21 protein-coding genes and 1 pseudogene are annotated in these 19214 nt (G+C 40.0%); 19 read left to right on the top strand and 3 right to left on the bottom strand.

Annotation, left to right across the window (positions count from 1 at the left end):
* The 5 genes from ABN764_RS20630 to ABN764_RS20650 form a co-directional block, all read left to right on the top strand.
* A partial coding sequence (locus tag ABN764_RS20630) for a polymorphic toxin-type HINT domain-containing protein (RefSeq protein ID WP_446672964.1) occupies positions 1–2316 on the top strand: 2316 nt, incomplete at its 5' end.
* A gap of 16 nt (positions 2317–2332) precedes the next feature.
* Entirely contained in the window at positions 2333–2692 is a 360-nt protein-coding gene (locus ABN764_RS20635) for a hypothetical protein (protein ID WP_446672965.1), read from the top strand.
* A gap of 407 nt (positions 2693–3099) precedes the next feature.
* Complete coding sequence (locus ABN764_RS20640; protein ID WP_446672966.1) at positions 3100–3561, top strand: hypothetical protein; 462 nt, start codon at positions 3100–3102, stop codon at positions 3559–3561.
* Positions 3562–3705: 144 nt separating this feature from the next.
* Positions 3706–4374, top strand: a complete 669-nt coding sequence (locus ABN764_RS20645; protein WP_446672967.1) for a helix-turn-helix domain-containing protein — start codon at positions 3706–3708, stop codon at positions 4372–4374.
* 112 nt (positions 4375–4486) lie between these two features.
* Positions 4487–5392: a hypothetical protein gene (locus ABN764_RS20650; protein WP_446672968.1), complete on the top strand. Its 906-nt coding sequence runs from the start codon at positions 4487–4489 to the stop codon at positions 5390–5392.
* Positions 5393–5645: 253 nt separating this feature from the next.
* Here ABN764_RS20650 and ABN764_RS20655 read toward each other — a convergent pair whose 3' ends face one another.
* On the bottom strand, positions 5646–5855 hold the full coding sequence (locus ABN764_RS20655) for a helix-turn-helix domain-containing protein (protein ID WP_021259370.1): 210 nt from the start codon (positions 5853–5855) through the stop codon (positions 5646–5648).
* A gap of 184 nt (positions 5856–6039) precedes the next feature.
* Here ABN764_RS20655 and ABN764_RS20660 point away from each other — a divergent pair, with 184 nt between their 5' ends.
* The 4 genes from ABN764_RS20660 to ABN764_RS20675 all read left to right on the top strand — a co-directional run bounded on the left by ABN764_RS20660 (position 6040) and on the right by ABN764_RS20675 (position 10643).
* Positions 6040–6816 carry a recombinase family protein gene (locus ABN764_RS20660; protein ID WP_446672969.1) on the top strand — a complete coding sequence of 259 codons (777 nt, stop codon included), beginning with the start codon at positions 6040–6042 and terminating at the stop codon, positions 6814–6816.
* A 228-nt stretch (positions 6817–7044) separates the two neighbouring features.
* Positions 7045–8280 carry an IS110 family RNA-guided transposase gene (locus tag ABN764_RS20665; RefSeq protein ID WP_446672970.1) on the top strand — a complete coding sequence of 412 codons (1236 nt, stop codon included), beginning with the start codon at positions 7045–7047 and terminating at the stop codon, positions 8278–8280.
* Positions 8281–8421: 141 nt separating this feature from the next.
* Complete coding sequence (locus ABN764_RS20670; protein ID WP_446672971.1) at positions 8422–9138, top strand: hypothetical protein; 717 nt, start codon at positions 8422–8424, stop codon at positions 9136–9138.
* 815 nt (positions 9139–9953) lie between these two features.
* Positions 9954–10643 carry a replication initiation factor family protein gene (locus ABN764_RS20675; protein WP_446672972.1) on the top strand — a complete coding sequence of 230 codons (690 nt, stop codon included), beginning with the start codon at positions 9954–9956 and terminating at the stop codon, positions 10641–10643.
* A gap of 166 nt (positions 10644–10809) precedes the next feature.
* Here the strand turns inward: ABN764_RS20675 and ABN764_RS20680 are convergent, their stop codons facing one another.
* On the bottom strand, positions 10810–11013 hold the full coding sequence (locus tag ABN764_RS20680) for a helix-turn-helix domain-containing protein (protein WP_446672973.1): 204 nt from the start codon (positions 11011–11013) through the stop codon (positions 10810–10812).
* Positions 11014–11171: 158 nt separating this feature from the next.
* Between ABN764_RS20680 and ABN764_RS20685 the strand changes: the two genes are divergently transcribed.
* The 10 genes and pseudogenes from ABN764_RS20685 to ABN764_RS20730 all read left to right on the top strand — a co-directional run bounded on the left by ABN764_RS20685 (position 11172) and on the right by ABN764_RS20730 (position 18516).
* Positions 11172–11948, top strand: a complete 777-nt coding sequence (locus ABN764_RS20685) for a recombinase family protein (RefSeq protein ID WP_446672974.1) — start codon at positions 11172–11174, stop codon at positions 11946–11948.
* A 231-nt stretch (positions 11949–12179) separates the two neighbouring features.
* Positions 12180–13415: pseudogene (locus ABN764_RS20690) on the top strand (IS110 family RNA-guided transposase).
* Positions 13416–13525: 110 nt separating this feature from the next.
* Entirely contained in the window at positions 13526–14521 is a 996-nt protein-coding gene (locus tag ABN764_RS20695; protein ID WP_446672975.1) for a polymorphic toxin-type HINT domain-containing protein, read from the top strand.
* A gap of 8 nt (positions 14522–14529) precedes the next feature.
* Positions 14530–14910: a hypothetical protein gene (locus ABN764_RS20700; RefSeq protein ID WP_090509556.1), complete on the top strand. Its 381-nt coding sequence runs from the start codon at positions 14530–14532 to the stop codon at positions 14908–14910.
* A gap of 439 nt (positions 14911–15349) precedes the next feature.
* Positions 15350–16444 carry a polymorphic toxin-type HINT domain-containing protein gene (locus ABN764_RS20705; protein ID WP_446672976.1) on the top strand — a complete coding sequence of 365 codons (1095 nt, stop codon included), beginning with the start codon at positions 15350–15352 and terminating at the stop codon, positions 16442–16444.
* Between the two features lie 20 nt (positions 16445–16464).
* Positions 16465–16788, top strand: a complete 324-nt coding sequence (locus ABN764_RS20710) for a hypothetical protein (RefSeq protein ID WP_446672977.1) — start codon at positions 16465–16467, stop codon at positions 16786–16788.
* A gap of 231 nt (positions 16789–17019) precedes the next feature.
* Positions 17020–17496, top strand: coding sequence for a hypothetical protein (locus ABN764_RS20715; RefSeq protein ID WP_446672978.1), 477 nt, complete (start codon positions 17020–17022; stop codon positions 17494–17496).
* 114 nt (positions 17497–17610) lie between these two features.
* The gene (locus tag ABN764_RS20720; protein WP_446672979.1) at positions 17611–17763 is read left to right on the top strand and encodes a hypothetical protein; all 153 of its coding nucleotides are present in this window, start codon (positions 17611–17613) and stop codon (positions 17761–17763) included.
* 124 nt (positions 17764–17887) lie between these two features.
* Entirely contained in the window at positions 17888–18094 is a 207-nt protein-coding gene (locus tag ABN764_RS20725; protein WP_446672980.1) for a hypothetical protein, read from the top strand.
* 98 nt (positions 18095–18192) lie between these two features.
* Positions 18193–18516: a hypothetical protein gene (locus ABN764_RS20730; RefSeq protein WP_446672981.1), complete on the top strand. Its 324-nt coding sequence runs from the start codon at positions 18193–18195 to the stop codon at positions 18514–18516.
* 218 nt (positions 18517–18734) lie between these two features.
* On the opposite strand, the gene ABN764_RS20735 is transcribed toward ABN764_RS20730, so the two are convergent.
* On the bottom strand, positions 18735–19214 hold a 480-nt coding region (locus tag ABN764_RS20735; protein WP_446672982.1), incomplete at its 5' end, for a hypothetical protein.

Here is a 19214-nt window from a genome sequence, read left to right on the forward strand (position 1 = left end):
AAGCGGCATGACGGCATCGGCCGCCTGCTGGAGCAAACCGATCCGAACAAGCAAAGCAAACGCTTCTATTATGACGGCAACGGCAGCGTGATCAAGAGCATTGATCGGAAGGGACAGATCCAACAGTTCGATTACAATAGCCGGGGCTTCCTGACGGCCGTCGTTGCGCCGGACGAAAGAGTTTCGTATAGCTATGACGCGACAGGCAAACGGACGACAATGACGGATCAGACAGGGACAACAAGCTATACGTATTATCCGTCGGGTGAACTCGCATCCATTACGTATCCGGACAAGACGGTGTTGTCATTCAATTACGAGAAGCGGGGATTGCGCGAAGAGCAAGCTATAGCGTCGGGCGCCTACCGTCTGGCAAGTCAAACGGAGCGACTCTTCTCGATTTCAGTGCCAAGGAGCATGAGAGTAATGGATGGCACCGTAGGAGAGCTGGCTCGATTTGAATATTCGTATGATGACTCCTATCGGATTGCTGATTTGAAGTCTTCGAGCGGACTGAATGAAGTCTATTCCTATGATGGAATGAACAGGACGGGCATCCAGCAGAAGCAAGGAGATGCGTTGTTTGGAAACTACAGCTATACCTATGATAACAATCGCAACATCATAGCGAAGAATGATAACGGAGCGTTCTTCCAGTTCAGCTACGATCAACTGAATCGAATCAAGACCTCAAGCCAATTCAATGAGGCCTATACGTACGATCAACGAGATAACCGCAGCACTTTGCAAAGCGATCAGGCACCGAACATCAAGGGAGCAAGCTACGCATACGACAGCCGTAACCGCCTGACCCAAGTAACGACGGAGGACGGCAAAGCCGTCAGCTACCGCTATAATGGGGATAACCTTATGGTAGAACGAACCGAAGGGGGCGTAACGACCCGCTATTACTATGATGATCGGGCAAAGATTGTAGCAGAAGGTAAGGTAGAAGCGAATGGCAGCGTCACGATTACCGCATCCTATGTCCATGACGACTACGGCAAGCTGCTGGCTCGTCAGATTCCGGGACAAGGCATGCAATACTACGTATCCAACGGACACGGCGACATTACGGAGATTCGGGATGCACAAGGCAATGTATTGAACCGCTATACGTACGATATCTGGGGCAATCCATTGGTACAAGAGGAACAGGTTCCGAACATTTTCCGTTACTCGGGCGAATATTGGGACGCAGTAACGAATCTGCAATATTTGCGTGCAAGATGGTATGATCCAAGTGTAGGGCGGTTTATTAATGAGGATACGTATGAAGGAGAAATCAAGAATCCGCTGAGCTTGAATTTGTATACGTATGTAAAGAATAATCCGTTGAAATACGTAGATCCGAGTGGACATATTGGGATACCGATGGCACCAACACCTGCAATGACGTGTGCAGCGAGTCCGGGGCATTGCGACACGATTTTAAAAGCACAGGCCGAAGCAGGTAAAACATTGGTAGTTGAAGGCGCTAATTTCTATGCACTAGATGATATAAATACCATGTTGGATCCTAATAGCCCATTAGGAGATAAGGGACTTGCGTTGTTGGGATTTTTTCCTCCGGCAAAATTAATTAAAGCAGGAAACAAAATCAGTAAAGCTACTGCAAAAGTACTAGCAAAGTGCAATTGCTTTACTGCAGGGACGAAGGTATTAACAGACGAAGGGGAGAAACCTATCGAGGAAATTGAGGTAGGTGATAAGGTTCTAGCTAAATACGATGAGACGGGCGAGATGGCTTATAAAGAAGTTGAATGGCTCTTCCAACGTGACGTTGAAGAAACGTATAATATTACTGTTGGTGGCGAAGTCATTACGACTACAGATGAACATCCGTTTTGGATTGTCGGCAAAGGTTGGGTGGAAGCACAGAATCTTGCGGTTGGTGATGTCCTGACAACTTCGAATGGCGATGAATCAGCCATTGAGAATATTGAGGTTAAAAAGGAACATGCTACGGTTTATAACTTTAAGGTGAAAGACTTCCATACGTACTTTGTTTCTAATCTTGGTATTTGGACGCATAATAGTTGTGGTTTTAATGTCTCCATATCTAAATCCGTTGAACGAGTTGCTAAAAAACTTTCGCCTGAAGCAAGAAAAGGATATGACAGTGCTATCGAAGCCTTAAAGAAGGGGGACACACGTGGTTTAAATGATCACGCTCTATCAAACAATAGAAAAGGACAATGGGCAGTAGATATTAAAGGTACTGGGAAGGGCAGAGGAGCAGGAAGAATAATTTATACCAAAGATTCCTCTGGTAACATTAATGTTATTGAGGTGCTTACTGACCATAAGTACTAGAAGATGAGGTGAGTCAATGACAATCAAGCATATACTTTTAGAATTATATTGCTCTCAAAGTTTCATTGAAGATGAAGAAATTGGAGAGAAACCTATTTATTGTAAAAATGGGTTTGGTGAGACGGGATATCACTGTTTTGAAAACAATTGCAAGCACCTTGGCTTTACTTATGCGCCTCATGAGATTGCATATTCATCTGAACTTGGTGAAGTACCGGATTCGGATGCTTGGATTGGGTTTGGTGGCGAAATGGTCCCTTATGATGCAGATGAAGTCAAAATCGCAGATTTGAAGAAAATATGGGAAGATGTATGTCGTGAAAAAATCCACGAAGCCTATGATGAGTATTTTAAGAAAACAGGAATAGAAAAATAGTTATTGAACCTTGAAGGATAACTTCCTTCAAGGTTTACAGAAATATTGATTTTAGTGAGCTTATCTTATTTTAACATCCCCCCAGTGCGGAATGAATCGGGCGGCATGTCTAGAAAGAACCTAATGCTCATCAATGCTGTACCTGAGATTGAATTTGTATACGTATGTACCGAATAATCCGTTTCTCGCTTACTATCCTAGTGAAAGTGAAGCAGTATACTTTAGTACGCAATCGGATTTTTTTAGTTTTAAAATGATGTATGAAACCGGAATGATTGATATAAATGATTACAAGGGCAATTTTTTGTATTATTTAAATGGTGTTAGAATAAATGTGCCGAGTGGTTCAATAAATATTCCTATTAGAATACCAAGACCTGCATTAGTTCCGTAATTGGAGGATACAAATGAAATATTTTAAAGAAGTATTTTTCAAAGAAGTGAGTTTAGGGAGCGAAGAGGACAAAAAAATAAATGCATTATGGATTGAAGCGCTCCAGCATTATGAAAATGAACTGTTTTTGATAAAGGAGAGAGTTTCAAAAAAGGTTTGGAAGGCTGTGAGCGAGAATAGTTTGCACGATTTGAGGTTCCAAAAACTAGAGGTTGAGGATAGTGCAAGAGGAACGCATCCACTTAATATAACATTAGTTTTTGCTGGTAAGACGAATCAAACTATCTATTATAAACGAGTGAAAACTATTAAATTTAGTTATATTGGTGATGATAGTGGTATAGATTTTTTAGGTATTCACGATTGCATAACGTCCGAATTACTTGACGTAGATGGGAAATTATTATCTCATGAGATATTATTTTCATCGGGTGCAACATTGTATATGGAATTTGAAAAGATAATAATCAAATGATACTTATAGCCACATGGGAGTGTAACAAATCCATGTGGTTTTCTTTTTGCAAATATTAATGCCAAACTATTGACGTATCAATACGTCAGGTGGTATATTTATTTCAAGACGTATTGATACGTCAATATGATTGGAGTGATAAATATGATCGGACTTGAATACATCGTAAAGCTATACAACGGAACATATAAGAAATTAGCTGAGAAGCTGGAGATCACGCCATCAACAGTCACAGATTGGTTGAGTAAACGGAGACCCATTCCCAAAGCCAAGCTTGAAGCACTGTCTAAGCTGTTCAAATTAGAAGCAGATTATTTTCAAAAGGAGTTAACAAAAACTGAGGAAATCGAACTGCGATTGGACTATCTTAATCGAATTTCGAGACGGGATTCATTTGAAATACCTGACTATTTTACGGAAGCAGATGGAACTGAACATGAGTATACAAGGTCGATTGACCCTTATGAAGAAGAGAAACGAATGATTTATGATGAATTGAAAATTGAGAAGATAATTCTTCGGCTTCAAGGTGTTTTATATGATGAACTGTATTCTGTTGACAAAGGTAACAAAGGATACGAGATACTTGAAAGAACTTCAAATGTACTCAATGAATCTGTAACAAATAATTTAAATGTTGAGCAGCAACTAGAATGGGAGAGTAAGCATGACAGGCGGATTGAAGCATTACGCTCCATGATGTATTTCATGGGTATTACAGGATTTATGGTGTGGGATGAAGATGAAGAAAATTTCCGTAATGAATTGTATAAGCTTCTGAAGAAGTATGATTTACTGTGGCTTGAAGATTAGATAATAAAGTTTAAAGGGGGTGAGGATGATGTAACTATGTCGCCCATTCTTATAACATATCCAATTACATTCAAGATTCTAGATTATCTTAAAAAAAGAGAGAAGGTTACATATGTTTGACACCGTAAGGTTGAAAGTAAGACCTGTTTACATTGATTCAGGGACATTGAATCAGCTCACTGGTAAGGCTGTTACATTTTTAAGCAAGGAAACAGGTGCGTTAAATACAAGTTATACGATTTACGATAAACAAATTCCATATATAAAATATATCGAGAGTAGTCAAACTCTACATATCCAAGTCTCCATTCCCAAGTTCCTATATGGAGACAATGTAACAATGTTGGAAGAAGAAGATATACCACTATTTTTCGATAGATTACAAGAAAGAATACAGCAGTTATTTCATATTCATATTCCACATTCCGAATGGACGGTCAGTCGATGTGATGTTTGCTGGAATTTTCAAGTTGGTAAGAATGTCGGTGATTACGTGAGGTTACTAAGCAAACAGCAGTTAGCCTATAAGAACACGACTATGTACAACCAAGATCAGACTGTAGAATATTGGAATAAGAGTAGTAGAATCATGTTCTATGACAAGCATAAGCAAGTCACGAAAGCTAAGGAATCAAGTGACATTATCGAGCGTGCCAAGGGGATATTGCGACTTGAAGTCAATCCGAGCGATAACGACATGAAAAAGTATGCACCTACAAGGAAAGCCATTGAATTGATTGCCAAGCCTTTCTTTAACTACATGACAGACAAGGTGCTTGGTCAGATCGAATATCCAACAGAAGCTAGTGACATAGGTTTAGCTTGGTTGATGGAAAACAAAGAAGACATATCCAAGATCGAAACCATGCTTGGCTTCCAAATGCTGCAACGCATGTTAGACGAATCGACGCTAAGGCAGATATATAAACCGTCAACATATGCCATTCGCAAGAGCACGGCAAAAAAAATGACAATTCCCAAAGGGAACTGCCTAAGTCCATTAGCTATAAACAGCTAGGAAACACATCCTCTCAGACAGGGACACGTTATTTTGCCGATAACGATAAAAAGTCCATGATGATGGATGAAATAAAAATAACATAATTATAATTGTACGTGAAAACTAAGAGAAATCAATCCACTGCATCAAAAAATGTTTACCATCACGATAACTGTTATCGGGGGGATGGTTTACATCTAAAGGCTTGAAATGAATTGGAGAAAAGGGCATAGCACATCCAGCGACCGACTATGGATGAATTTTTAAATGTCTATGCTTCCTGATCTTCAACAATTAGTTCATGAATCGAAATGTCTAAAGCTTCACAAACGGCTTCTAACGTTCGGATATAAACCCGATCAACAGAGTCGGAACATAGATGATTAATCGTTGCATGTCGAATATTCATCTGTAAAGAGAGTTGCCGCTGAGAAATCCCTTTTTCGGCTAGTATTTCTTTTAATCTAATTTTTAATTTCATGGGAAAGTAATCCTCCACTAAATACATCATACTGTTAACCGTACTATATCATATTCTATCCATTCTAGCATTGATATATACGCTTAAAGGTAATACAATAGTTATATACTTTTAAGAGTATAACTCTTTGGAGTAACATTAATTCTAATTCGTGTAACGCTAGGGTTAACAGGGAGGTAATCCAATGAATGTCATAGGTTATGTTCGGGTTAGTACACAAGGACAAGCGAAGGATGGCTACAGCCTGTCTTACCAGCAAGATGAGATCAAAGCCTATTGTAAGCGACAAGGATGGCATCTGGTTCATGTCTTTACTGATGAAGGCATAAGCGGTGCGAAGGTGGATGAAGAAGCCTTAGAAGTCGAACGTGAGGGTTTTCAAGATATGATGTCGTTCATAGCTAGCAATAAGGTTGATTACGTGGTTGTTCTAAACACTAGCCGATTGTGGCGAAGTGATCTAGTTAAAGTGCTTGTTCATCGTGAATTGAAAAGGCACAACATTGACATCCAAAGCATCGAGCAGCCAACATACAGCATATTTAAGAAAGACCCATCAGACTTTTTGATTAACGGTCTTATGGAGTTGTTGGATGCATACCAGCGATTAGAAATCTCAATGAAATTAGGTAGAGGGCGAAATAAGAAAGCATCTGAAGGCAAGTTTGCAGGTGGCGGTATTCCTTTTGGTTATAAGGGGAAACGAGGTTCAAAGAAAATCGTTATTGACGAGAAGCAAGCAGCCATTGTTCAGCGATTATTCTGTCTTAAAGAGCAGTATCCTACATGGTCATTATCGGCATTAGCTGAGAAATTGAATGAAGAAGGGTTCTCTACGGAGCAAGGAAGGATGTTCACCAAGGTACAGGTGAAGCGAATCCTAGACCGTAAAGCATTTTATCAGGGAAAGTATCGTTACGGACAGATCGAAGCAGATGGAGTGCATCAAGCAATTATTTAGTCAAGGAACGCATTGAAGATAAATGAGATATTGCTAACGTGTCTTTGCGGCAGTGACCGCTCGAACTGAGGATGCAAACTTATTTAACCATTGTTGTTCTAGCCACTCGTTTGAGTGGTTACTAATGGGCTGATACATACGGAGCAAGTGTCTGAGTAGCAACGAGTCTTGATTGAACTGGAATCAAACTCATTAGTAACAATTCAAATACAGAGGGAGCGGAGGAAAATGATTGAGCAGCAGAATCTCGTTTATGTAGGAGTTGACCTACATAAACAGCATCATACAGCCGTCATTATTGACTGTTGGAGCAAAAAGTTAGGAGAAATTAAATTCGATAATAAGCCGTCTGCATTTCCCTTGCTTGTTAAGGAAGTTAGGAAGTATGCCAAAAAAGGATTGTCGGTTGTCTATGGGCTTGAGGATGTAGGAGGTTACGGCAGAGGGTTGGCTGTGTATCTTAAAGAAAATCAATGCTGGGTGAAAGAGGTCAATGCCAAACTAGCAAATGCTAGAAGACAGAGCCATGTGACGGTTCAGAAGTCGGACAGTTGGGACGCTGAATGTGTTGCAAAGGTATTGAGAGATGAACTGGAGCGATTACCTGATGCTAAGCCGATCGATTTGTACTGGGCGATTAGTCAGCTTGTCACGCAGCGGAAATGGTTTGCCAAAAGCCTAACTGCAACGGTAAAGAAACTACATCAACAGATTAGTTACCCATATCCAAGCTATAAGAAGTTCTTCTCTGAAGTTGATGGTAAAACGGCGTTAGCCTTCTGGGAAGCATATCCTTCACCGCACAAATTGAAAGACTTGTCAGAGGAAAAATTTGCTGAGTTTCTGCGAAGCCATAGCAATAATGGGCTTTCCCATAAGAAGGCTGGTCAAATATTATCTCTTATTTCCGTTGATGGTGATACGTATCGTGACTTTCAAGATTCACGTGATTCGGTTGTGGTCAGTCAGGTGAGGTCAGCTAGCTTTTTCAAGAAAGAGATTGCTAGGGCTGAAGTTGAAATCGAGCAGTTGATGGGACAGCTTGGCTTCCAACTAGAATCCATGACAGGGATAGATATTGTGACAGCAGCGGAACTTGTGGCAGAGATAGGTGATATTCATCGTTTTCCAACAGCGGATAAGCTGGCTCGTTTTGCTGGTGTTGCTCCAGTAATGGTTGGTTCAGGAAATAAGTCGCGCAACTATAAAAGTAAGCAAGGAAACCGAGAGTTGCATGACATCATCAAAAGCCTTGCTATCCGTCAGATCGCCGTTACTCGTACTAAAAGAGTGCCGAGGAATCCCTATTTTCATGCTTACTATTTACAGCGGATGTCCGAGGGGAAAACAAAGCAGCAAGCCATTATATGTATCATGAGGAAGTTGATTAATATCATCTACGCAATGATGAAGAAGAAATCAGCTTATGAGATGCCAACGATTCCGAGAGTGCAAGTAGGATGATATAATTGGTGGTAATTGGTTGAGAGATCCAGTTGCCACCTTCTTTATTCTAAGTTCCGTTTTATAAACTAGGATACGTATGAAGGGGATATCAAGAATCCGCTGAGTTTGAACCTGTATACGTATGTGGAAAATAATCCATTGAGATGGTTAGATCCAAGTGGACATATTAAAGATAGTTTCGGTGCGACATTATCGATGCCAAAAGATGCAGATGAAGCAGCCAAGTTAATTTCACAAGCAAAAAATAACTGGGCATATGCCCAACAACAGATTTCAGCAATAAAATCAGGCAAAGGAACGGGAATGCTATGTAAGGGCTGTAACAGTGTAGATACGTGGAAAAGTTATCAAAACAGTATGCATTCATGGGCTGAACGAATAAGGAAAACTCAGTTTGTTGGTATTTCTGCATATATTAAGGCAGAAGCGGGGGCATCTCTTGCTATTGGAGGAAAACTAGGTGCAGAAATCAAAGATGATAAAATTAAATTGTATTATATCTCAACTTATGGTCAAGGAGGAGCAAACATATCTTTAACAGGAGGATTTTCACAAACTAACGATTCAACGGGGAAAATGAATAGTTGGACAGGTAATGCAGGTGCTTCTTATGGAGCCTTTTTTCTCGGCGAGGCTAGCCTTAAATCGGATATGAAATATTTGGAATTCTCTGTTGGTGGGGGGATTGGAGCTGCTGCTGAAATATATCTATTGCCAATCTCAGGGGAAAAGGAATATTCAGCAACTTGGGACTTACCATTCAATCTAGGAAAAAAAGGTGCAATATCACCATCGTATGTGGGTGCTCCTAGTGCTCAAGAGTGGTTAGATATGATAGGAGGAAAAGGGTGGTAGAAGAAAGGGGTGCTTAATGAGTCCATTAACATTAATTGGGGTTGTAGCTGTGATTTATTCACTGCTTCAAATTACTATCCCGGATATAATTTTGAGCATGAAACCATTCGGTGTTAAGACACGAGAAGCAGTTAGAGTTGGAGGATTCATTACATTACCAATAGGTATAATAATAATTATAGCTGACTTGGTAATGAACTAAGTTGAAAACTGGTTAAATGATTTTGACAAGTAAGGTGTATGATGAAATTAAGACCTTGTTGGGATTTTTAGTCCCTTCAAGGTTTTTTCTTTGACCCCACCCAGTGCTGAATGAATTGGGTGGCATGTCTCGAAAGAACCGAACCCTCATCAACCCCGTATGATATTTTTCTTATACGGTTGTACGCACATATAAGTGTTGAATAATATCCCCCTTTATGACAAACCTCCTTTATTGTCATAACCCCGAAATCATCAGATACCACCGTGTTTTGATGCAAATACCTTACCTTCGCTTTTTCACAGTTTTTCCGAAATGTATTGATGCTGTAAATAAAATTGCAATGAACAGTCCTTCCAAACTGATAGGGAGGGCGAGAAAGGGAATATCGCAACTTTGAAGATACATAGTCCGACTACTAGGGTGTGGAGTAACAACAAAAAATATCATTTTGCATAACAACTATCTGGATATATTGTAGCGATGTTTATTCTGTAAGAACAATTTGGTAACGTGCCAGTTAACATAGAACAGGTAAGGCAATGAAGGCTAGCCACATTGCCCTCTAATATAGTCCGAAATTCGTTAAAAAATTTCGGGTTGGGGGCTGAGTATGAAAGACATACAAGTTTCAATTGATCGAATTGTAGTAGATTTTACGGATGTATTTTGGGATTTCTTCAACCAATTTCACTCAACTTTACGTACCCATTTTAATGCTAGGTTCAATTTGCAGGAGAAAGGGTTTAAATATCATTTACATGTGAGGGATGGAGGTCATTACTTACACATTTCTTATCAGCTTGCCTTTGTTCCTAAGTCAAGAAAGAACGCATTAAGAATTGAATGTCATCCTGAAAGTTTAGTTCATTTCAAGTTATGGCTGTTGCCTTTGAGAAAAGTATGCCGTGATGTTTTGTTTGTTCGATGCGATGTAGCATTCGATATTCCGTTACCTATAACTGAATTGTTTACACTATCTCTAACAGGGCGGAACATGCACACTTGGAAGGGGACTCGATATTCCAATCAGAGGCATCAACGGCAAGTCGCAGGATATTGTAGAGTTTACGATAAGAAATTAGAGAAAGCAGAGAAGCAAGGGAAGAAAATATCGGGAGAATTAACGAGGTTTGAAATTGTTTACGCTCCTACGGAGAAGATACCGCTCCACATGTTGGTTCAGTATCCTCCCTCGTTTAACAAGTACTATTTGTGCTCTCATCTGGTTTCACTTGAGAAGCTTAAACCCAAATTACTCGAAAGAATTAATGGAATAATGAACGGTGACCTTGAGCAATGACAAGTCACTGGATATTATCGTAGGGAAATCGAAAAAGAAATGAGGACACGTCCTACTCTTGACTTTGATAGCGTTGCGGCGGAGCAATGGGAAAATGCGATTGCAATACCATGTGCAATACTAGTTGGTGTTGTGAGTAAAGTACCAGTAGCGTAATCCAATTGGATCAATCCTCCATGACAATTAATTCATGAAGTTGTATATCGAGTGTCTTACAGATAACTTCAAAAGTGCTTAGATGAACTCTGTCAACTTCATTTGAACATAAATGGCTAATCGTGTTAGGTCTTAGCCCTGTAAGTCTGGCTAGTTCACGCTGTGACAGGTTCCTTTCTGCAAGGATATCTTTTAGCTTAACAACTACAGGCATGTTTAACCTTCTTTCTTCGGAAAATCTTCTTTTATTATACGAAGAAATAAACGATGATGAAAGTTATTGAATGTATCGCTTAGTAGATATATAATGTGATTGTATCTACTAAGCGTTACAATAATCTCAATTATCGTAACGGGCAGGGAGGAAACAGCATGAATGTCATCGGTTACGTCAGGGTTTCAACAAGTGGACAGGCCAAGGATGGCTACAGTTTAACATATCAACAAGATGAAATCCGCTCTTATTGTCAGGAGCAAGGATGGAACTTGCAGGACATATTTACAGATGAAGGTATCAGTGGGGCGAAGGTGGATGAGGATGCTCTTGAAGTGGACAGAATTGGCTTTCAGAACATGTTATCTGCTTTAGCCTCCCAAACCTATGACGCTGTGGTTGTCCTGAATACAAGCCGTTTATGGCGGTCTGACATTGTAAAAGTGTTGGTTCATCGTGAATTTAAGAAGTTTGGCGTAGATGTGAAGAGCATTGAGCAGCCGACTTATTCTATACATAAGAAAGATCCGAATGATTTTCTGATTAATGGGTTAATGGAATTACTAGACCAATATCAACGACTTGAAATAGCTCTAAAGCTGAGTAGAGGACGTAACAAGAAAGCACAGCAAGGAGGATATGCAGGAGGACGGGCGGCATATGGTTACAAAGCCTGTAAAGGACATAAAAGCATAGAAGTCCATGATAAGCAGGCTCAAGTTGTTAGAAGGCTCTTCGACTTGCGAGATCAGTATGAATCTTGGTCACTGTCTGAATTAGCATCACAATTGAATCTGGAAGGCTATACCACGCAGCAAGGTAAATGTTTTACGAAAGTACAAGTGAAGCGGATACTAGACCGCAAGGAATTGTATCAAGGTTTGTACCGTTACGGAGATATTGAAGCTGTAGGGATGCACCAAGCAATCATTTAACGAAGCATAGAAGGAATCAGAATTCGCTAGCGTATCTTTGCGGCTTGTCCGCTCGAACTGAGGATGCGACCTGATTTACAGACATGCTGTAAGCCATCCAAATTGGGTGGTTACGTATGGGTTGGAACTTTGTGCATACGATTCTCTATGTATTGCTTACTTGGTCTTATGCAGCTCTAACCTATCTGTAACCATTCAATATAATTCAATTGATGTAAGGAGCGAACAGTAATGATACAGCCAGATAAGCTTGTTTACGTGGGCGTAGACCTGCACAAACAGCATCACACAGCGGTTATCATCGATTGTTGGAATCAGAAGCTAGATGAAATCAAGTTTGATAACAAGCCTTCCGCATTTTCACAGCTTGAGAAGAAATTAAAAAAATATACGAAGAACGGGCTATCAGTTGTATATGGTTTGGAAGATGTGGGCGGATACGGCAGAGCGTTAGCTGTTTACCTGAATGAAAAAGGGTGTTGGGTGAAAGAGGTCAATGCCAAACTAGCAAATGCAAGGCGTAAGAGTCATGTCACTGTTCAGAAGTCTGATTCATGGGATGCGGAATGTGTGGCTAAGGTATTAAGAGATGAACTTCCGAATTTACCAGATGCCAAGCCCGTAGATTTGTATTGGGCAATAAGTCAGCTAGTTACTCAGCGTAAATGGCAAGCTAAAAACCTATCAGGAATAGTGAAACGTCTTCATCAGCAGCTTGGATACCATTACCCAAGTTACAAGAAGTTCTTTTCTGAGATAGATGGAAAGACAGCGTTAGCTTTCTGGCACAAGTACCCCTCATCAAGGCATTTATCCGGTGTCGGGGCGGAGGAACTGGCGAAATACTTTCGAAAGTTAAGCAATAATGGACTATCAATCAAGAAAGCAGAGCAAATACTCCATCTTATTGCTGAGGATGGCGATACAAATCGGGATTTTCAAGATAAACGGGATTTCATTGTGAAACGACTGGTACGGAATATACGTTTCTATAAGAAAGAGTAGACTCGGATCGAACAAGAGATTGAAGACGTTATGAAGGAACTGGGTTTTCAATTGGAATCTATGACAGGGATAGATGTTGTAACAGCGGCAGAATTGGTGGCTGAGATAGGTGATATTCATCGTTTCTCTAATCCAGACAAACTTGCTCGATTCGCGGGGGTTGCACCGATTTCAGTTGGATCAGGAGACAAGCATCGAAACTATAAGAGCAAGCAAGGCAATCGTGAACTTCATGATATTATAAAAGCACTTGCTATTCGACAGATAGCAGTCACACGTGGGAAACGAGAGCCGCGTAATCCTTACTTCTACTTTTACTATGAGCAGAAAATGGCGGCAGGAAAGACTAAGCAGCAAGCTATTGTGTGTATTATGCGTAAACTAGTTAATGTCATCTATTGCTTAATGAAGACTAAAGCAGTTTACACGATTCCAGAAGTACCCATTAAACAAGCAAGTTGATATACTAATGTTGGGCGGTGATTGGAAAACGGTTACCGTCCTCTTTATTGAATATAGTACGCTTTATTAACTAAGATACGTATGAAGGGGACATCAATGATCCGCTAAGTTTGAACTTGTATACGTATGTTTCTAATAATCCGTTAAAATATGCGGATCCAAGTGGTAATTTCCAAGCTCTAGCATTATGTTCTATGATGTGCTTCTCAGCGGGTACCAAGATAAAAACAAATGAAGGCTACAAAGCCATCGAGGATATTCAAGTTGGGGATATTGTACAGACCAAGGATGAGGAAACTGGGGAAGTAGGATATCATCCTGTAGAGGAATTGTTCCAACGCGTTACAGACGAAATCTATGAGGTAACCGTGAATGGAACAACGATTACAACAACAGCAGAGCATCCGTTTTGGGTAACCGAAAAGGGAGGATGGGTAGAGGCCAGAAACTTAAAAGAAGGGGACAAACTACAAGATCCAGACGGTAAGGAATACCCAATCGAGAAAATTGAAATCAAAAATGAAAGAACCACCGTGTACAACTTTAGAGTGCAAGGGGTACACAATTACTTTGTAACGGAATTAGAAATCTGGACGCATAATTGTGGACGAGGAGCAAGTAATCCAACATCCTATTATAAAGTGAGTAATTCAGGTGGAGGTGGGGTAACTTATCAACGCCCAGTCAACGTTAATAGATTACCTGCCGGAACCGGAATTAACATAACGAAAAAAGAGATGGATACGTTCTTTAAGTCTACAATGAATAAGGGATTGAAGTCTAAGGGGACGGGTAATACTTCTACTCTACGCTCTCAAGGTAAGCCATATGAGAATCATACAACTGTACAGAAAACGAAAACGTTTAGAAGTTTGAAAACCACTGGTACACCTAATTCCTCAGTGGATCTTTATGATGAAAACAGCAAACTGATACAAAGAAGATATTATGACAAAAATGGGCGAGCAAAAGAAGGTATTGATTATGAACACTCAAATGGGGATAATAGCCACGTATTCCCACATAGACATACTTGGGATTGGAGTAGTGGTACTCCAGAAAGAAGCGGTCACTGTAAAACATCGATTATTTATGCTTGGAGGTAAGAGGGAAATTGCTTAGTATACACGACAATAAAATTGTATCCTATGAAGTTGATTTCCAAAAGTCCAGAATTACATTGAACACGATAGATGGTAAAAGAGATTCAGTGATCACCAAAATCGAGTTTAATGATGCACTGGCTCATGTGTTCGAAACACAGCTACGGGGAAGTATTATTCTTGACATTAGCACATTAGATGTAAGCCTATTTTTTAAACATAACAAGGAACTGTTGGAGAAGGAGAAGGATTACGCATGGCCGATGTATTATGAAAAAATAGAGGATCTGCTTGAATATTTACAAAATGAAAAGTATAACTATTATGTGATTTCAGCTTCATATGGTCTTAATGGGTGGGTAATTGCTAAAGAATATAAAGTTTATAATTAAAATGGTGATGTCTAACTTGGCCTTGGGGGCGGAATCCTCAAGGTCTTACTTCATCCCCCTACCCAGTGCCGAATGAACCCATCATTCAACCAATAACACATATAACCAATGTAATACCCGTATGAAGATTTCGTCATTTCTGTTGTACGCACATAAATGCTTGAATATTATCACCTAAATAACGCTATTCCGTTACATCAAACAGGTTGATTATGGTCAGTTACCACCATGATTGACCTGTTTTTTGTTATCTTCGTTTTCTCACAGATTTTCTGAATTCAATCGCAACTGAAAAATACGTCATGTCGATAGGGAAGATGAAAAGGCAAATCATTATTTGAGATAGATAGCCCGACCAAATATTATCAGGATTTATCTGCATATTGTCCGCAACGAATGGGCTACTTGCCGTGATGATTATCGCAAAGGAAACAACCTGGTGACAGTCATCGGCCCTTTTAATAGATATGAACGGTTTATTAATGAGGATACGTATGAAGGGGACATCAATGATCCGCTAAGTTTGAACTTGTATACGTATGTTTCTAATAATCCGTTAAAATATGCGGATCCAAGTGGTAATTTCCAAGCTCTAGCATTATGTTCTATGATGTGCTTCTCAGCGGGTACCAAGATAAAAACAAATGAAGGCTACAAAGCCATCGAGGATATTCAAGTTGGGGATATTGTACAGACCAAGGATGAGGAAACTGGGGAAGTAGGATATCATCCTGTAGAGGAATTGTTCCAACGCGTTACAGACGAAATCTATGAGGTAACCGTGAATGGAACAACGATTACAACAACAGCAGAGCATCCGTTTTGGGTAACCGAAAAGGGAGGATGGGTAGAGGCCAGAAACTTAAAAGAAGGGGACAAACTACAAGATCCAGACGGTAAGGAATACCCAATCGAGAAAATTGAAATCAAAAATGAAAGAACCACCGTGTACAACTTTAGAGTGCAAGGGGTACACAATTACTTTGTAACGGAATTAGAAATCTGGACGCATAATTGTGGACGAGGAGCAAGTAATCCAACATCCTATTATAAAGTGAGTAATTCAGGTGGAGGTGGGGTAACTTATCAACGCCCAGTCAACGTTAATAGATTACCTGCCGGAACCGGAATTAACATAACGAAAAAAGAGATGGATACGTTCTTTAAGTCTACAATGAATAAGGGATTGAAGTCTAAGGGGACGGGAAAAAATACTTCTGTTACTGTTAACTACGGTAATAGTAATGTAAATGTTTATAGAGGTGGTAATTCGTTCCAGGTAAAACCAAATGAGGTGAAAATTGATAAGGAAACAGGCTTAGTTAAGACAACGCATGGAATCTCTTTGGATACTAATCCAAACACTATTTCAAAATTTGGTGGTGCATATAGAATTGATAATTTACCGGATGGACTTAAAATAATTCAAAGAGGAAGCAGATTGGAGCATTTTGAAATAGTCCCATCGTATAATATGCCTCTTAAGCAATTTCAGGAATTATTAAATCAAATAAAAGTATCACCAGTAAAATAGATAAAATGGGGGAAACGCATATGGGGAATTTTAAGGTACTCTTTCTTGAAGATACTGAACTAGCTGAATATGAGGCTATCAACAAGGGGTACAGAAACGATATTTATGTAAAAATCTCAAACATGATCTATAACATTAGGGTGTATGACCTTGTAAGACTGCAGCAGGATTTTGAATCTGAGTTAGAGGAATATGGGTATTTTTCCATTGAGCCCAATTTAGTGTTGGTTAAAGAAGTTAGTAAAGAATATATTTATTTGACTATTAAAGAACTTTTTAAGCAAAAGTATTTTGAGGATTTAAAGCCGATTGAGGAACCCAGTGTTTGTAATCTCTTTGATTAGTAAGGGATTAGATTACAATTACAGTTAAAAGTTTTTTTGGGGAGTACTCAGTGTCTGACTAATCCCTTATTCGATCAAAAACACATACAACCCAATCAAAAATATAGACTGGGTTTACATTGTGATAGTAGGATCGTACAATACAACCAACTTTCAAAAGCTCTTTCCCACTTGAACCATGAGTAGGAAAGGGCTTTTTTGCATGCCCGAATTCAAAGGAGGAAAAGGAAAATGGCAAAACAGGTACAGGAAGTAGAGGAAACATTGGGATTAATTGCTCAGGCACAAGCAGCGTATGAGAGGGTAATGGAGGAAGTAAGAGGATACTGTCAGAAAGCACGAGAGTTACGGAAAGAGGCGGACGAGTTGGGATGCTCTGGCAGCACCAATCCACATGTAGCAACAGAGATAAGCAAGCAAATGGAACAGGCTGAGTTTTATAAGCATCTAGCGGACCAGAAAGACGGATACCCTAGACTGGAAATACTTCGTCGAATAGATAGCATGGAACGTGAAGCATCTGGATTACGTGATTTAATACAGTACAACGATAACGTATTAACTCGTCAACAAATAGAACTAGAAGAAGCAGAACAAGAAGCTGTGTTAATGGTACAGCGAGCCAAGGGACGAATACAGGAAACGAAGCAACTATTAGTGTCACAACGTGCAGAGCTGGAAAAATTGGAGGGGAAGCGAATTGAGTAGGAAGGTTTCAAAAAGACTTGCACCACTGGACGAGATTATAGGGACAGCAAATAATGAAGGATTCATAGAGATCGGATGATGAGGATGTTATTGAATTGATGGAGGACTAAACAAATGAAACAACTAAGCCAAGCAGCATTAGAAGCACGTCGTCAGTATGAAAGAGAGTATAGACGGAAGTGGCGGCAAAAACCCAAAAACAAAGATAAGCAAAAAGAGTACGAGCGCAGGTATTGGGAACGCAAGTTAATGCAGTCTAAGGAATAACCCACGCATCCCAACGCTCTTAGGCAGCGCACCAATTTAAACATATAACCAAGGACATTTTACCAGAGCAGACACGAAACCACGAGAGTAACCAAATACGAAAGTCACGGGAGGAAATAACACAATGACAAAACATGAAGAATTCTTATGGGAACTGGTGCTTCACGAGAGCAAAATGAACGCAGAACTTACACATATGTACTTCGACTGCTTTACGTTCATTGTTAGTACGGAACAACTTGAGGCATTTCAGTTGCATAAGAAACAGAGGGAAGATAGTAGGAGAAAACTGTTAGAAGTATCATGCTTAATGGATGAACAAGAATATTGAACTTGTAGTGAAAATAGATAGATAAAGGGATGGGGGCGGTAGCGGGAGCCGGCAGGATAACAAGCGACCCGCAGCAAATCATCACGGGAAAGCATTCTGTGTACATGGAATCCTCCCCAAAAGAAGAGTGGAAGGATGCGATTTATACCAACGCGAATAAAGTACATTTTGAAAAAAATACAACCTATGCGGTGACGTTTTCTTATAAAAGCATTGTAGAGCCTGTACAAGGAAAAAATGGTTACTTTTATTTTACGGCTAGGGGAGTAGGTTCGGATTATAAAAGCGATAAAGGCTGGACGGAATGGACAGGGCAAGCGGGTAAGACGGGCACAAAGACTGTCACATTTAAAACAGGCGATGAAGAAGAGTATTATCTAATATGGGGAATCCATAACGGCGGGGCGTTGGTCCCTAGATGATATTATAAAAAAAGATGAGTATCAGTATGATGCAAATGGACGATTAAGCCGAGTCTATTTACCGGGTAATGTTGAAATTAAATATTTTTATGATGCCAATGGAAATTTGATGCGGCGTGAAAGTTCTAATTAACAAAAATAAACGCTCCTTGACTTGCTATTAACGAATACAGAGAAAGATGACAATCATCTTTCTCTGTATTCTCGTAGGAAAGATATCAATCCCTTCCCTTTGCATAATTTAGGTTCATATTATCTATAATTACTGAAGCTGTACCCTTGCCATTCGAGCCAATGATGTTGACTTGAACGGCAGCCCTAACGGCTCCCAGGGGAACGACTCCGTTCGTAGACAGAACGAAGAACTCGCCTTTCGTATCATCATTAATACTGCCGCTAGCGGGCCACCCAACGACTTTACCATTGGCATCGTAAAACCCAAGAGTTAGATTCACTTTAGCATTAGAAATCTTTTCGACTTTAATATGGCTATGGAAAAGGTAATTTTTTCCTTGCTCGACAGCTACTGTCTGCATGAGGCTCATGCTTTTGCCGTTTAAAGAGGAGGCGTCCATCCTTTGAGCACGCATGCCAGCCATTGCTTTGTTCTCCTCAATCCCATAGGTTCCGATAACTCCGTCTTCCGCAAAATTCCACCAGCCATCTGCCAATCCAGTTGAACCTGTGTAGCTCTCAAA

Source organism: Paenibacillus wuxiensis (assembly GCF_040195695.1).
GTDB classification, from domain to species: domain Bacteria; phylum Bacillota; class Bacilli; order Paenibacillales; family Paenibacillaceae; genus Paenibacillus_B; species Paenibacillus_B suaedae.

Coding starts and splice junctions, on each gene's coding strand:
- ABN764_RS20635 (WP_446672965.1), top strand. CDS start 2,333: ATGACAATCAAGCATATACTTTTAGAATTATATTGCTCTCAAAGTTTC.
- ABN764_RS20640 (WP_446672966.1), top strand. CDS start 3,100: ATGAAATATTTTAAAGAAGTATTTTTCAAAGAAGTGAGTTTAGGGAGC.
- ABN764_RS20645 (WP_446672967.1), top strand. CDS start 3,706: ATGATCGGACTTGAATACATCGTAAAGCTATACAACGGAACATATAAG.
- ABN764_RS20650 (WP_446672968.1), top strand. CDS start 4,487: ATGTTTGACACCGTAAGGTTGAAAGTAAGACCTGTTTACATTGATTCA.
- ABN764_RS20655 (WP_021259370.1), bottom strand. CDS start 5,855: ATGAAATTAAAAATTAGATTAAAAGAAATACTAGCCGAAAAAGGGATT.
- ABN764_RS20660 (WP_446672969.1), top strand. CDS start 6,040: ATGAATGTCATAGGTTATGTTCGGGTTAGTACACAAGGACAAGCGAAG.
- ABN764_RS20665 (WP_446672970.1), top strand. CDS start 7,045: ATGATTGAGCAGCAGAATCTCGTTTATGTAGGAGTTGACCTACATAAA.
- ABN764_RS20675 (WP_446672972.1), top strand. CDS start 9,954: ATGAAAGACATACAAGTTTCAATTGATCGAATTGTAGTAGATTTTACG.
- ABN764_RS20680 (WP_446672973.1), bottom strand. CDS start 11,013: ATGCCTGTAGTTGTTAAGCTAAAAGATATCCTTGCAGAAAGGAACCTG.
- ABN764_RS20685 (WP_446672974.1), top strand. CDS start 11,172: ATGAATGTCATCGGTTACGTCAGGGTTTCAACAAGTGGACAGGCCAAG.
- ABN764_RS20710 (WP_446672977.1), top strand. CDS start 16,465: ATGGGGAATTTTAAGGTACTCTTTCTTGAAGATACTGAACTAGCTGAA.
- ABN764_RS20715 (WP_446672978.1), top strand. CDS start 17,020: ATGGCAAAACAGGTACAGGAAGTAGAGGAAACATTGGGATTAATTGCT.
- ABN764_RS20720 (WP_446672979.1), top strand. CDS start 17,611: ATGAAACAACTAAGCCAAGCAGCATTAGAAGCACGTCGTCAGTATGAA.
- ABN764_RS20725 (WP_446672980.1), top strand. CDS start 17,888: ATGACAAAACATGAAGAATTCTTATGGGAACTGGTGCTTCACGAGAGC.